Annotated in this window: 11 protein-coding genes; 3 read left to right on the forward strand and 8 right to left on the reverse strand. The window is 69.8% G+C overall.

The genetic code is table 11. From position 1 onward, the window contains the following. Positions 1-10: 10 nt before the first annotated feature. A complete protein-coding gene (locus Y958_RS21880) occupies positions 11-775 on the reverse strand; it encodes a cytidylyltransferase domain-containing protein (RefSeq protein WP_244909502.1) in 765 nt (254 codons plus the stop codon). Next, a complete protein-coding gene (gene pseI / locus Y958_RS21885) occupies positions 772-1,824 on the reverse strand; it encodes a pseudaminic acid synthase (RefSeq protein ID WP_088873949.1) in 1,053 nt (350 codons plus the stop codon). The genes Y958_RS21880 and pseI overlap by 4 nt, the downstream gene beginning before the upstream one ends. Positions 1,825-2,043: 219 nt before the next feature. On the opposite strand from pseI, the gene Y958_RS21890 reads away from it, so the two are divergent. Together Y958_RS21890 and Y958_RS21895 are read left to right on the forward strand one after the other, a co-directional pair. After that, entirely contained in the window at positions 2,044-2,673 is a 630-nt protein-coding gene (locus Y958_RS21890) for a hypothetical protein (protein WP_088873950.1), read from the forward strand. Positions 2,674-2,798: 125 nt separating this feature from the next. Further along, a complete protein-coding gene (locus Y958_RS21895; protein WP_088873951.1) occupies positions 2,799-3,608 on the forward strand; it encodes a HEAT repeat domain-containing protein in 810 nt (269 codons plus the stop codon). On the opposite strand, the gene Y958_RS21900 is transcribed toward Y958_RS21895, so the two are convergent. The 3 genes from Y958_RS21900 to Y958_RS21910 all read right to left on the reverse strand — a co-directional run bounded on the left by Y958_RS21900 (position 3,605) and on the right by Y958_RS21910 (position 8,324). Beyond that, positions 3,605-4,600 (reverse strand): KpsF/GutQ family sugar-phosphate isomerase, encoded by a 996-nt coding sequence (locus Y958_RS21900; RefSeq protein WP_088873952.1) that lies wholly within the window; start codon positions 4,598-4,600, stop codon positions 3,605-3,607. The two genes, Y958_RS21895 and Y958_RS21900, sit on opposite strands and share 4 nt — an antisense overlap. Before the next feature lie 158 nt (positions 4,601-4,758). Continuing rightward, positions 4,759-6,840 (reverse strand): O-linked N-acetylglucosamine transferase, SPINDLY family protein, encoded by a 2,082-nt coding sequence (locus Y958_RS21905; RefSeq protein ID WP_088874157.1) that lies wholly within the window; start codon positions 6,838-6,840, stop codon positions 4,759-4,761. Continuing rightward, positions 6,837-8,324, reverse strand: coding sequence for a tetratricopeptide repeat protein (locus Y958_RS21910; RefSeq protein WP_088873953.1), 1,488 nt, complete (start codon positions 8,322-8,324; stop codon positions 6,837-6,839). The genes Y958_RS21905 and Y958_RS21910 overlap by 4 nt, the downstream gene beginning before the upstream one ends. Positions 8,325-8,425: 101 nt before the next feature. Here Y958_RS21910 and Y958_RS21915 point away from each other — a divergent pair, with 101 nt between their 5' ends. After that, positions 8,426-9,544, forward strand: coding sequence for an aromatic ring-hydroxylating oxygenase subunit alpha (locus tag Y958_RS21915; RefSeq protein ID WP_088873954.1), 1,119 nt, complete (start codon positions 8,426-8,428; stop codon positions 9,542-9,544). Here Y958_RS21915 and Y958_RS21920 read toward each other — a convergent pair. The 3 genes from Y958_RS21920 to Y958_RS32880 form a co-directional block, all read right to left on the reverse strand. After that, positions 9,541-11,253 (reverse strand): DUF885 domain-containing protein, encoded by a 1,713-nt coding sequence (locus tag Y958_RS21920; RefSeq protein ID WP_088873955.1) that lies wholly within the window; start codon positions 11,251-11,253, stop codon positions 9,541-9,543. The genes Y958_RS21915 and Y958_RS21920 overlap by 4 nt on opposite strands. Before the next feature lie 97 nt (positions 11,254-11,350). Beyond that, entirely contained in the window at positions 11,351-12,472 is a 1,122-nt protein-coding gene (locus Y958_RS21925) for a glycosyltransferase (protein WP_088873956.1), read from the reverse strand. Between the two features lie 251 nt (positions 12,473-12,723). Then, positions 12,724-13,362 (reverse strand): RT0821/Lpp0805 family surface protein, encoded by a 639-nt coding sequence (locus tag Y958_RS32880; RefSeq protein WP_145727643.1) that lies wholly within the window; start codon positions 13,360-13,362, stop codon positions 12,724-12,726. Between the last annotated feature and the right edge of the window lie 198 nt (positions 13,363-13,560).

Here is a 13,560-nt window from a genome sequence, read left to right on the forward strand (position 1 = left end):
TCTTTTCCTCTCAAGCCAGGGGCTTCTGCACCACGTCGCGGTTCAGCAGCACCCAATCGGGGTGCCGGCGCAGCACGTCCAGACAATCCGTCCAGGTGAAGTGCGGCTTGGCCGGCAACAGGGTTTCAAGCAAACGGCGGACCAGTTGGAAGTCCTCCACCGTGTCCACGCACCAGCGCTGCGGCCCCATCTCCACCGGCGCCGGGCCCGCTGGTGGCAGGGAGCCCAGGCGGAAACGGTCCGGCCGGCGATAGATGAAGGGCGTCACATGCTCACGTTCGAACGGTTCCCTTGCCTCTTGCCACGCCGCCTGCAAGGCCGTCATTGACATGGCTTCGGCGTCCAGGCCGCGCGGATAATAGCCTATGTCGACGGAGGCATGGTCCAGCGGCGGGTCCGCCGCCAGGAAAAGGGTCAGCAGCCGGTCGATCAGACCAGGGTCGATCAGGGGGCAGTCGCCCGTCACCCGCACCGCCACATCGGCATGATGGGCAAGGGCGGCCCGGCAAAAACGATCCAGCACGTCATGCTCGCTGCCCCGGAAGCAGGCAACGCCCAGGACGCGGCACAGCTCGGCGATGGCGTCGTCGGTCGGGCCATCGCTGGTGGCCACCACCACCTCGTCCACCAGGGCGGCACGGCGCAGGCGCTCCACCTGGTGGGCCAGCAGCGACTTGCCCGCCACGGTCAGCAGCACCTTGCCCGGCAGGCGGGTGGACCCCATGCGCGCCTGGGTGATGCAGACGACCCGGGGCTTTTGGGCCGGGACCGTCACGGCTGGACCATGCCCCAGTCCAGAGGCTGGCCGGCATCGATATCACGGGCAGCGCGGGCGCCCAGCACCTGGTCCAAATGCTTGGGCGACAGCCCCAGGCCGGGGCGGACGGAGCGGACGTTGGCCGGCGTAAACACCTCCCCCGCCTTCACGGGAGCGGAGACGTAGAGCGAGCGGCGGAAGGACCGGCCGCCGGCCTCGGACGGCTTGACGGCATAGCCGACCTGGCCCAAGGCGGCATGGGCCACGCGGCAAGCGTCGGCCATGGCCTTGAACTCCCCCGGTTCCAGGGAGAAGGAGGCGTCGACGCCGCCCTCGGCCCGCGACAGGGTCAGATGCTTCTCGATAACGATGGCGCCCAGCGCCACCGCCGCCACCGGCACGGCGATGCCATGGGTGTGGTCGGACAGGCCGGTGGGCACGCCGAAGGCCTGGGCCAGGTGAGGGATGGTGCGCAGGTCGCATTCCTCCGGCGGGGTGGGATAGCCGCTGGTGCAATGGAGCAGCACGGGGTCGGGCGTGCCCGCCGGCGCCGCCTCGCGCGCGGCCGTCACCGCGTCGTCGATCTCACCCAAGGTGGCCATGCCGGTGGAGATGATCAGCGGCTTGCCCTTGGCGGCTGCGTAACGGATCAGCGGCAGGTCCACGATTTCATAGGAGGCGATCTTGAACGCCGGCGCGCCCAGCCGGTCCAGCAGATCCACCGCCGTGGGATCGAAGGGTGAGCTGAAAATGGTGATGCCGATCATGGCGGCATGGGCGAACAGCTGGGGATGCCAGGCCCAGGGGGTGTGCGCCTCCTCATACAGCTCATGCAGGCTGCGGCCATCCCAGGGACCGCCATGGATCTGGAACTCCGGGCGGTTGGACTTCAGGGTGATGGTGTCGGCCGTGTAGGTCTGCAGCTTGACCGCGTCCGCACCCGCCGCCTTGGCGGCATCGATCAGGCGGATGGCGCGCTCGATCTCCCCCTTATGGTTGCCGGACATCTCGGCGATGAGATACGGCACCTGGCCGGTGCGGAAGGTGAGACGGGCGGGATCGGACATGGCGCGGACCCTTGGGCGGCGGCGGATTGCTCACAATGCTGTCACCCTTGATAGCACTTCGCGGGGGGCCGCTGGAATGGCGCTGCGGAGGACGGGACCGCCACCAACCGGCCCACTGTCCCGCCAGGCGTCATCGACACCAAAGAAGTTGCTTATCGCGCAACTTGCGCTCATGCTGAGTTGTGGACGGCGGCGCAAGACATCCCATGGGGCGAGGTCATGACGGCGGAGCATACGGGTTTTGACGGCGAAAGCGCCGGCGCGCGCAACCTGATCAGCGGGAAGCCGCGCCACTGGCCCTATCGATTGGCCGGGGAGCTGCTGCGCCTTCGGGCCGAGGGTCTGCGGCGACGGTGGGCCAAGGGCACTCGCGGGCGGACGCCCGAGGGGGCGACAATGGTGGATGAGGCCCTGCTGATGGAATTGGGGACGGCGATCCTGGCCGTGACGACCGCGATCAACACCCAGCTGGTGGCCAGTTGGCAATCGCCCGGTGATCCCTGGACACCCATGGCTATTCAGGGGGCCTGCGACGCCGTGGCCGCCGCGGCGGTGACGGCCATCGCCTGGGGCGAAAAGGTCCGGGCCCTGCCGCCGTCGCCGCTGACGGATGCGGTTCGTCCGCTGCTGCTGGAGCAGGTCGACCATTTCCTGACCGAATTCGAGGCCATTCCCCGCAAGTTCTCGGGCCTGTCCCTGGTGCTGGCCTTCGGGGGGCCACCGCGCCTGCGCATCACCTTCACGTCGCCCCCGGGGTGGAAGCGGCGCTTCAAAGCCGCCATGCGGCGCGCGCGGTCCCTTATCGTGCAGGAGGCCCTGGCCGAGATGCGCGCGCGGCGGTCCGCTTGAGCGACCTCATTTCCAGACGTACAGGGTCGCCGTGCGGGCTTGCTTGCCGGCGTCCTTGATTGCACGCTGGCCTGGATGGGTTGGCCCGGATTGGGCTGGAACGACGCGTCGAGGTCGAGGCCGCAATGCCGTCAACGCCCCTGGAAACCAGTCAAAGCGACCTTCCCTGCCTTGACAGCCTGATCGGAGCGGCGGTGGCGGAGATGCGGCGCGACGATGATCGTACCCCGGCTCTACTGGCCCTGCAGGGCATGGGCACGCCAGCGGGGCTGGCCCGCATCCTGGACCTCAGCAGGTCACCCGAGCCGATCCGCCGGCGCCTGGCCGCCGTCGTTCTGGGGCATATGCATGGCCCCGGCCAGCGCGGTGATGAACGCGCCTTTCCCGAGCCGGCGTGCGACGCCCTGCTGCGTCTGCTGGAGGATGAGGACGCCGGCGTCATGGTCGAGGCCATCTTCGCCCTGGGCCACCTGGGCAACCGGCGCTGCGACCCGGCCTTGGCCGCCCGCCGCCATCATGAGGACTCGCACGTCCGCTATGCTGTCGCCTTCGCGCTGTGCGGTAGCACGACGCCGGTGGCGGTGGAGGCCCTGCTGGCGCTGATGGAGGATGCGTACGACCAGGTACGGGACTGGGCGACCACCGGGATCGGGCAGTCCACCGAATTGGACGGCCCCGAGATTCGCGCCGCCCTGCTGCGCCGGGTGGATGATGAGGATGTGTTCACCCAGGTGGAAGCCATGCACGGCTTGGCGCGGCGGCGGGACGCGCGGGTGCTGCCGCCCCTGATCCGAGCGTTGAGCCGTGAGCATCTGATGCCCCACCTGTTTGTCGACGCCGCCGTCGCCTACCTGGGCCTGGAGGAGGACGCGGACCTCACGGAGGCGGACCTGATGACCCGCCTGCGGGCGCTGCTGGAGGGCGGGATGCCTTAGCCGGCGGTGCGCGCCACGTCCAGGCCGGCCAGGTCATGCATACGCAAGAGGCCCAGCACCTTGTTATCCGCATCCACCACCGGCAGGACGTAGACCTGCGAGGGGCTTTCCATCTGGGCCAGCGCCGCCATGGCGGTGGTGCCGGTGCGGCAGGTGCGTGGCTTGGGCGTCATCAGGGCGCGGGTGTCGCGGTCCAGCAGATCCTTGCCCACGCGGGCCAAGCCGCGGCGGATATCGCCATCGGTGATGAGGCCCAGCAGCCGGTCGTCGGCATCCACCACCAGGGCGGCGCCGGCGGGGTGGCGGGTCATTTCCAGCAAAGTTTCCAGGATGGGCCGGTCGGGGCCCACCAGGGCCACATGATCCGGCGCCCTGGCCATCAGGTCATCGACATAGGCGCCCAGCACCACGCCCAGGGTGCCGCCGGGATGGTTGCGGCCGAAATCCTTGGCGGTGAAGCCCTTCTCCGTCGCCACCGCCACCACCAGGGCGTCGGCGAAGGCCAGCATGGCGGTGGTGCTGGCCGTCGGCAGCTTGGTGTCCGTCGCCTCGGACTCGACATGGACCTTCAGCGTCCAGTCGGCCATGCGCGACAGGGTAGAGGGCACGCGCCCCACCATGGCCGCCACCTTGACGCCGCGCGGCTGCGCCGCCTTGGCCACGTCCACCAGTTCCTGGGTCTGGCCGCTGTTGGACAGCAGGATCAGCAGATCGCCCTCGCGCAACAGGCCCAGCTCGCCATGCAGGCTGTCGATGGCGCTGTAATAGAAGGCGCGGGCGCCGATGCTGGCGAGCTTGCTGGCGAACTGGCGGGCCACTAGGCCCGACTTGCCGATGCCGGCCACCAGCGTGTTGCCGTGTTCACCGCAGATATGCTCGACGACGTTCAGGAAGTCGCCGTCCAGCGCCTCCACCTGGTGCAGGACGGCGTTGGCCTCGATGCGCAACAGATCGGAAGCGGCGGCAAGAACGGCGGCGCGGTCGATGGTCATGGGGACGGTATCCATTCCCTTGAGAAGGCTGGCGGCGAAGCGCCGACGAAATTGGGCACGGGTGTAACGCAAAGTACCAGGACCCACCACGCGTCAGATCACAGCGGCAGCCGTGTGTTATGGGTATGGTGGGCATCTGTCGCGTCAGGCGGAGATGCCTACGCCACATCGAACCCCAGGGGCGGCAGGCGGTCCCGCGCCCGCGCCATCATGCGGGCGTATGCCCTCTCCAGCCGGCGACAGAAAGTGGTGGTGTCGAAAGGACCACCGGGCAGCGCACGCGCTTCAGCCAAACGGGCACGTACGCCGCCCAAGCGCGCCGAATCCCTGGCCAAATCCAGGGCTGCGGCCTCGTACGCTTCCAGGCTGTACGTCACCAGGTCCGGTAGTCCCAAGGCCGTCAGCAGACTGGCGGCCACCCGGGAAATGAAGGGGCCACCCGCCCGGGTCAACACCGGCAGGCCGGCATAAAGCGCGTCGGCCGCCGTGGTGTGGGCGTTCACCGGATGGGTATCCAGGAACAGGTCGGCACAGGCGTGGCGGGCCAAGTGGTCGGCCATGCGCGCCTTGGGCAGGGCCGGCGCCACCACCAGGCGGCCGGGATCGACACTCTTGGTTGACAGCATTGCCTGCAATGCCGGCAGAGCCGGCCCTGGATCCAGCAGCCACAACACCGATCCTGGAACCTTGGTCAGCAGCCGGGCCCAGCAAGCCACGACCTCGGGCGTCAGCTTGTAGGCGGCGTTGAAGCAGGCGAAGACAACGCCGCCGGCCGGCAGGCCCCAGTCCGCGCGTGTGGTCGGCGGGCCGATGGGCCGCGCCCCATCGTTGGCCTGGTAGCAACCGGGCAGGCGCACGACCGCCTCATCCCAGAAGCCCGCCCGCTCCGGCGGCAGTACCACGGCGTCGGCCAGCACATAATCGATGCCGGCACCCCGGCCCAGGGTACCGGGATAACCCAGGTACTGAACCTGAACCGGGGCGGGGCGCAGTTGCGCGATGCCGGGCCGCCCGCCCTCGGTATAGCCCTTGAGATCGACCAGGATGTCCACACCGGCGGCACGGATGGCCTGCGCCGCCGCCCGGTCATCCAGGCCGCGCAGATCAACAAAGCGGTCGGCCCCGGCCCGCAGCCGCGCCCGCATGGGGCTGCCGTCGTCGGGCCCATAGGAAAAGGCCGTGACGGCCACCGCCGCACGGTCGTGTTGTTCCAATACGCCGGCTATCAGGTAGGCGGTGGGGTGCTGGTGCCAATCGGCGGAGAGGTAGCCGACGCGCAACGGTTCTCTGGCAGGTCCCAGGCTGGCCGGCGGCAAGGGCGCACCCGCCGAGCGCGCCACGGTCGCCGCGTGTAGGCTGGCCGCCCGCTGGTGCCAGGCCTCGTCCACATCCAGGCACAGCACGGCGAAGGGCGGGGCGCTGTCGTCGCCCGCCTGCAACGCGGCCAGCAGATCCGGCGTCCGCGCCGCGACGTCGTCCCAGCGGCAGAGGCGGGCGTCGATATGCACCAGATGGGCCAGGGCGCCGGCCCGCCGGCTGGTGCCCCGGTCCAGCGCCGCCTGTAGGCAAGGGCGCGCCTCCACATCGCGGTGCCGACGCTGCAGCAAGATGCCCAGGTTCAGCCAGGCATCGGCCGTGTCCGGCCGCTGAGCCGTCAGCGCCCGGTATTCCGTCTCCGCCGCGTCCAGCTGCCCCTGGTCCTCCAGGACGGAGGCCAGGTTGAAGCGGGCGATGGCCTGCGTAGGATCGGCCTCAACGGCGGCGCGCAGAACTCCCTCGGCCTCCGCCAGGCGGCCCATGCGATGCAGGGCCACGCCCAGATTGGCACGGGCGGCGCCGTGCGCCGGATCCAGCGCCGCCGCCCGCCCCAGCGGCGTCAGCGCTTCGCCCGCACGGTTCAGGTTCAGCAGCAGGGTGCCCAGGGCGAAGGCGGCGCCGGCATGGGAGTCGTCGCGTGCCAGGGCGGCGCGGAACGCGGCCTCCGCAGCCGGCATGCGGCCCAGCGCCGCGCGCAAGCGGCCCAGGTTGGTCAGGATTTCCGCATCCGGCCGCAGGGCGGCGGCGCGGGCCACCAAGCCCTCGCCCGTCGCCGGATCCCCCTGCTGGCCGCGCAGCACGCCCAGAAGGTGCAGGGCATCCGGCTGATGCGGCTCGGCCGCCAGCACCTGGGTGTAAAGGTCGGCCGCCTCGTCCAAGACGCCCGCCTGATGGCGGGCCACGGCCTGATGCAACGGCGTCATGGTGCCGGAGCGGCCAGCCAGGCGCCCAGCCGGGCGGTCAGGCGGGACAGCGGCGCCCGCCAATCGCCCATCTCCTCCTGCTGCAGCTGTACCAGGCTGGGATACCAGGGGCTGTCCACCCGCCCCTTCTGCCAGCGCCAGCAACCGTCATAGCGGTTCAGCAGCCAGACGGGGCGGCCCAGCGCGCCGGCCAAGTGGGTGACCGAGGTATCGACGGTGATCACCAGGTCCAGGTTCGCCGCCAGGGCGGCGGTGTCGGCGTAATCCGCCAGCTCCGCCGTCCAGTCGATCAACGGCGGGGCGGCCGGGGCGGCAGGGCCGCCCTTCTGCAGGCTGACGAAGGCCACCCGGTCATGGAACCGTGACAAGGGGGCCAGCAGTGCCGGATCCAGGCTGCGCCTGGCGTCGACCGGATTGCCCGGCGCCCCCGCCCAGCACAGGCCCACGGTCCGCCGGCCGGCCGCGACGTCGTTCAGGCGCGCACGGAACGTCGACGCCTGGGCCGGATCCGGCGCGAGGTAGGGCCCGGCCGTCGCCAGCTCCGCGGCGCTGGTCAGACCCAGGCGGCCTGGCAGGCTGAGCAACGGGCAGTAAACGTCATAGGCGGGCAGCGTGGGATCCGCCGTTGACACGACCTGGGCCACGCCGGGCGCCGTGGCCAGCAGGCGGACCAGTTCCGGCTGGCAGGCCAGCACGACGCGGGCACCCCGGGCGGCCAGGGGCGCGATGAAGCGGGCGAATTGCAGGCTATCGCCCCGGCCCTGTTCGCTGTGCACCAGGATGGTGCGTCCGGCGGGGTCGGCGCCATCCCATTCCAGCCCGTGCGGCCGGGCCAGAACATGGCCGGCGCGGCCCCGCCGCGCCTCGAACTGGGGCCAGCCGGCGGCGTAGTCGCCGGCCATCAGCAGGGCCAGCGCCAAATCCCAGCGCGCCTCCCCACCCCGTTCGCCCAGGGGTTGGCCGGGGGCGGGGGCTGTCACCTCCACCGCGCGGCGCAGCAGGCCCAGGGCGCGGGGCAGCTGGCCCCGGTCCGTCAGCGCCACACCCAGGTTGATCAGGGTGACGGGATGGTCGGGCGCCAGGGGCAGCGCCCGTTCCAGGCAGGCGATGGCGGCGGCCAGCCGGCCGGTGGCGTGCAACACCCCGCCGAGGTTGGCCATGGCATCGACATGACCAGGATCAATGGCAAGCGCCTGGCGATAGGCTTCTTCTGCCAGATCGAATCGGCCCTGCGCCTTCAGCGCGGTGCCCAGGTTGCTGCGATAGGTGGGGTTGTTCGGGACGATGGCCGCCGCCAGCATCATGCTTTCGGTGGCGCCGTCCAGGTCACCCAGCTGGATGCGGGCCAGGCCCAGCAGATGCAGAGCCCCGTGGTTGCGCGGCTCGGCGTCGATGATGCGGCCATAGAGCGTCACCGCCGCGTCCAGCCGGCCGGCGACGTGATGCTCATAGGCAGCGGAGAGGGCTTCGGTCACACTGGCCATGGCGGCAGAATGGGGGTTCCCAGGCGGCGGGACAAGGCCTGGCTGGGCTGGGGAACCGGTTGGACTTGGGAAAAGAGATTTGGGGCAAAGGGATTCAGGGCATGACGGACAGGTTGGACGCGATGCGGGCGGCGGTGGGGCCGGAGGATTATGGCGCCGCCGCCGCGACGGCGGAGACGCAGGCGCTGTTCGCCCGCCTTTGGCACTTCGTCGGCTTCGATGACGAACTGACGGCGCCCGACGGCTATCTGGTGCGCACCATCGCCGGCGTGCCGGTGGTGGTGCAGCGTTTCGATGACGACATCCGCGCCTTCCGCGACGTCTGTTCCCACCGCCATGCCCGCCTGCACACCGCGGAGCGCGGCCACGGGCCCCTGCGCTGCCCCTATCATGGCTGGACCTACAGCCGGGAGGGCGTGCCGGTGGGCATACCGGGCAACGATCCCTGTTTCCAGCTAGACAAGGCGGACAAGGCCGCCCTGGCGCTGACCGGGTACGAGGCGGCGCGGCGCGGGCGCTTCATCTTCGTCCGCCTCATTCCAGGCGGGCCCGATCTGGACATCTGGCTGGGTCCGCTGGGCGCCTGGCTGGACGCCGTGTCCGACGGCTTCGCCGCCCCCTTCGACCAGGCGCCGCTGGACTGGCGGGCGGATTGGAAGGTGGGCATGGAAAACGTGCTGGAGGTTTACCACGTCGACAGCGTGCATCCGGAAACCTTCCGCACGGTAACCGAGGGCGCCTGGAAGTGCGCCGAGCACGGCCCCCACAGCACCGGCACCATCGGCCTGACCGCCGAAACCCGCCGCTGGTGGGAGGGGGTGGCCAAGCGGCTGAAGCTGACGCCCCTGACCGCCTTCACCGACTATGACCACGCCATCATCTTCCCCAACCTGGCCATCGGCCTGACCGCCGGCCTGATGGCCAGCGTACAGACGTACGAGCCGGTGTATGCGCCGGACGGCGCGGTGCGGCCCGGCCGTTGCCACCTGCGCTACCGCCTGTCATTGGCCAGGCAGCAGCCGGACGCCAGCGCCGCCGCCCGCCGGGGCGTGGAAGGGCATCTCGCCGACTTCAACCGCCGGCTGCTGGCGGAGGACCAGTCGGTGGCGGAGGCGGCCTGGGCGGGCAGCCAGCAGGCCGACCGCCCCGCCCTGCTGGGCCACAATGAGGGACGCATCCGCGCCTTCCACGCGGCTTGGCTGAAGGAGATGGGCCGCTAGCGCCCCTGCGCCGCGATCCAGGCATTCACCTGGTCCTCCAGCAGATCCAGCGGCAAGGAGCCTGAAAGCAGCACGGCGTCGTGGAAGGCCCGTTCGTTGAAGCGGTCGCCCAGCCTGTCCTGAGCCCGCTGGCGCAATTCCAGCAGCTTCAGCTCGCCGATCTTGTAGGCCAGCGCCTGCCCCGGCCAACCGATGTAGCGCCGCAGCTCCGTCTCTATGTTGTGCGGGGCCAGGGCGGTGTTGTCGATGAAGCAGGCGCGGGCCTGGTCCAGGGTCCAGTGCTTCCAATGGATGCCGGTATCTGCCACCAGGCGGCAGGCCCGCCACATGTCGAAGGACAGGCGCCCGAACCGCTCATAATCATCGCGGTAGATGCCCATTTCCTCCCCCAACTGCTCGGAATAGAGGCCCCACCCCTCGCCATAGGCGTTGAGGTAGGCGTGGCGGCGGAAGGACGGTAAATCCTCCAGCTCCGCCGCCAACGCGGTTTGCAGGTGATGGCCCGGCACGGCCTCATGCAGGGCCAGGGCCGGCAATTCATAAAGGGGCCGCTGGTCCAGCTTGCCGGTATTGACCATGAAGCCGCCGGCGATGCCCTTGGCGGCGTCACCGGGGAAATAGCGGCCCGTGGTGTACGTGTCCTCGATGTCGCGCGGCACCTCGCGTACGCCATAGGTCAGGCGCGGCAGCCGGCCGAAGTGGCCCGGCAACTGGTCGTCAATGCGCTTCGCGATCTCCGACGCCTTCTCCAGCAACGCCTGTCGCGTGGTGACGTAGAAGCGTGGATCGGTGCGCAGGAAGGCGAGGAAATCCGCGAAACCACCGGTGAAGCCGGTGCGGCGGATCAACGCCTCCATCTCCCCCCGGATGCGCGCCACCTCCTTCAGGCCGAGCTCGTGCACGGCGTCCGGCGTCAGGCTGGTGGTGGTGTGGTGGTGGACCGCCCAGGTGTAGTAGGCCTCACCATCGGGCAGGTCGCGCGCCGCCAGGCTTTCAGGGGCCGCCGGGCGATATTCCCGCTCCAGAAAGGTGACAAAGTCGCGCTGGGCGGGACGCACAATGTCGGCCAGCACCTTGCGCGCCCGCGCGCGCCATTCCGTCATCGCGGCAGGATCCCCCGACCCGGCGAAGGGTGACAGCAGGCCGTCCTCGTCCAGGGGGGTGTCCGCCTGTTTGCGGGCGATGTCCAGCACGGCGTCCACGATCAACCTCGGCTGGACGAACCCCGTGGCGATGCCGCGCCGGGCGTTGGCGATGTTGGCGGCGTAATAGTCGGGCGCGGCCTCCAGGCAGGCCAGCCAAGCCTCCGCCTCCGCTTTCGTGCGCACGTGGGTCCGGCTGGCGGCGTAGGTCAGGGTGGCGTAGAAGCCGCTGTCGCTGTTGAAGGGCATGCGCTCCTGGTCGAAGGCCATGCCGGCCAGCCGATCCTCCGCATCCCAGCGCATGAAGCGATAGGTCAGGCGGTCGGCCGGCGTCAGGCCGGTGGGGTCGACCGCGCCCAGGCGGTGGACGAACCCCGCCAGGCGCGTCCGCCGCTCGGCCGCCGCTTTGGGGCTGACGTCCGGCAGGCAGCGTCCCTCTTCTTTCCCGCCCTGAAGCAGGGCGTCGTAGTCGGCGATCAGGGGGGTCAGGGATGCCGGGCTGGCTTCAGCCGCCAGCGGCGCCAGCAACGCCATCAAAATAAGGGGGAAAATCGCCGCTTTGCCCATTGTCGCCTTCCTTTCGCTTCCCGGCAGGAAAGGCGAAGGAACCGCGACGGGCAAGCCTGACGATGGGTATGGGCGAGTTTATTCGCCGGCCGGCGATCTATATGGCTACGGGCGCCTGGGCGCCGGCCAGCTGGGCGTAGAGCGCGCCCACCTTGGCCATCTGCACCTCCGGCCGAAAGCGGGTGAGATCCACGGGCTGGGCGGGCGTCCGGCCGTCCAGCGCGGCCAGCAAGGTCTCGGCCATGGCGGCTGCATCCTCGGGCGGGCAGAGGAAGGGATAGTCGAAGCCCAGGATTTCCAGCGGCCCACCAGTGCGGGTGGCCACCAGGGTCACGCCGGCGTCGGCGTATTCCAGCAGGGTCAGGCCGAAAGGTTCGTGGCGGGAGGCGACGACGCCCAGGTCGAGGGCGGAGAGGTAACGGCGCACGTCGGGGCGGAAGCCCGCGAACACCACCCGATCGCCCAAGGCCAGCTGTGCCGCCTGCTCGCGCAGGGCGGCCATCTCCGCCCCCTGACCGAACAGCACCAAGCGGGCATCCGGCCGGTGGGCGAGCAAGCGGGCGTAGGCATCCATCAGCACATCGAAGCCCTTGCCCAGTTCCAGCCGGCCCATGCCGCCGATGACGGGCGCGCCCTGCGGCAAGCCCAGGGCCAGGCGGGCCTCCGCTCGGGTCAGCGCGCCCCTCTGCGGCAATACCCAGTTGTGCACGGTCACGGAGCGGTCGCGGGCCGCCGCCGGCATCATGCGGGCCTGATAGTCGGCGATGCGGATGATGCCGTCGAAGCGGTCATGCAGGCCGGCGCGAAAGCCGTTGTGCAGGGTGACGACGCGGGGGCAGCCCGGCCGGCAGCGCAGCACCCGGCGGGCGGCGGTGTTGAGATGGGCGTGGACGATGTCGGGGCAAAGGGCCAACAGCTTCCAGAACAGCGCGGCGGTGCGCATGCGCGCCGGCAGCCACACCACCGATACCCGCGGGTCCAGCGATTCGGCAAGGTGCCGGGCGCCGACGCCCCCATCCTCCCCCGGGCCCAGGATGACCATCACCTGGTGATCGTCGGCCTGGAATTCCGCCAGTTCCATCACATGCTTTTCGGCACCCCCGAAGCCATGGGGGATGATCACGTGGGCGATGCTGGTCACGGCCGCCGTCGAGGACGGGATCAGGCGCCGGGCGGCACCCCGGGCGGCCGGGCTATCTGACAGGGCGATGGAGGACATGCCGGCGCACTGCTCCCCTACGGATTGGAAAGTCCTGCGATCGACGGGATGGGCGATGCGAAGCGGCGCCGCCGGCCATAACCACGACTACCTGTTGTTGCTTCGGCGCGCCCCACCCGTCGCCCACAGAATGGCAACTGTTCCGTTATACGCCGGGGAAGGTGCTAACCTGTCGCAGGGCTGTAACATAGAGGGCCATAAGGGGTATCCGACCCGGACACCCCCGCCGCGCCACCGCTTACACGGGACAGTCAGTTGTCCGCGACCACATGCCAAGCGCCGTCGGGCTGCTGGCAGGCGGTGCCATAGGCCTGTTGCGTCTGCCCGCCTATGGTCACGTTCTGCTGGAACTCCCGGCAATACTGGCCATCGGTCGTGTGGCCGTCGCGCAGGGTGGTGACGCTGCCGCTGGCCGGGCCGTCGTTCCAGACGACAGGCTGGCCCACCGGCGCCATGGTGGCACGGATCTGGGCATCCTCAAGCGCGCGTTGCTGCTGCTCCGCCAGGCTGTCCAGCAGCGTCAGGGTGATGGCCGTCAGGCCCAGCCAGCGGTAGGCTTCTTCGTCCCGGTAATAATGGCCATAGCCGGTGTAATAGACGCCGTAAGGGCGCAGCACGACCACGTCGCGATACACATGGCGGCGGTATTCCGGAACGATGACCGGCCCCCGGCCATAGATGAAGACGTCATGCTCGCGGAAATGGCCCCAATGCGGCGCCCAAGGGCCACCCCTGTGGTCGTCCCCCCTGTGGTCGTCCCAACGGCGCTCCTCCCCCCGATGATGATCATCCCAGCGGTCCTGGGCCAAGGCCGGCACGGCGGCGGCGGTGAGGGCCACGGTGCCCGCCAGGGCAAGGGAAGTAAGAGCGCGGAACGTAAGGCGTCGCATACTGGAATTCCTGTTCATCGAAAACAGCATGGCCCCTGCGGGGGCCGTCACAGCCAAGCGGCCGGGCAGCTTGATAGAACACTGCCATTGCGTCCGATTTATGGCCAGTCACGGGCTGGATCAAGCGGCAAGCCGTTGTTGGGGTGAGGTAAAGCGTCGCGCGCGGCGCCCTTTTGACCGTCCCAATAGTGTTCCAAT

It is taken from the genome of Nitrospirillum viridazoti CBAmc (assembly GCF_000730165.1).
GTDB lineage: Bacteria > Pseudomonadota > Alphaproteobacteria > Azospirillales > Azospirillaceae > Nitrospirillum > Nitrospirillum viridazoti.

Coding starts and splice junctions, on each gene's coding strand:
- pseI (WP_088873949.1), bottom strand. CDS start 1,824: ATGTCCGATCCCGCCCGTCTCACCTTCCGCACCGGCCAGGTGCCGTAT.
- Y958_RS21920 (WP_088873955.1), bottom strand. CDS start 11,253: ATGGGCAAAGCGGCGATTTTCCCCCTTATTTTGATGGCGTTGCTGGCG.
- Y958_RS21890 (WP_088873950.1), top strand. CDS start 2,044: ATGACGGCGGAGCATACGGGTTTTGACGGCGAAAGCGCCGGCGCGCGC.
- Y958_RS21910 (WP_088873953.1), bottom strand. CDS start 8,324: ATGGCCAGTGTGACCGAAGCCCTCTCCGCTGCCTATGAGCATCACGTC.
- Y958_RS21895 (WP_088873951.1), top strand. CDS start 2,799: ATGCCGTCAACGCCCCTGGAAACCAGTCAAAGCGACCTTCCCTGCCTT.
- Y958_RS21925 (WP_088873956.1), bottom strand. CDS start 12,472: ATGTCCTCCATCGCCCTGTCAGATAGCCCGGCCGCCCGGGGTGCCGCC.
- Y958_RS21900 (WP_088873952.1), bottom strand. CDS start 4,600: ATGACCATCGACCGCGCCGCCGTTCTTGCCGCCGCTTCCGATCTGTTG.
- Y958_RS21905 (WP_088874157.1), bottom strand. CDS start 6,840: ATGACGCCGTTGCATCAGGCCGTGGCCCGCCATCAGGCGGGCGTCTTG.
- Y958_RS21915 (WP_088873954.1), top strand. CDS start 8,426: ATGACGGACAGGTTGGACGCGATGCGGGCGGCGGTGGGGCCGGAGGAT.
- Y958_RS32880 (WP_145727643.1), bottom strand. CDS start 13,362: ATGCGACGCCTTACGTTCCGCGCTCTTACTTCCCTTGCCCTGGCGGGC.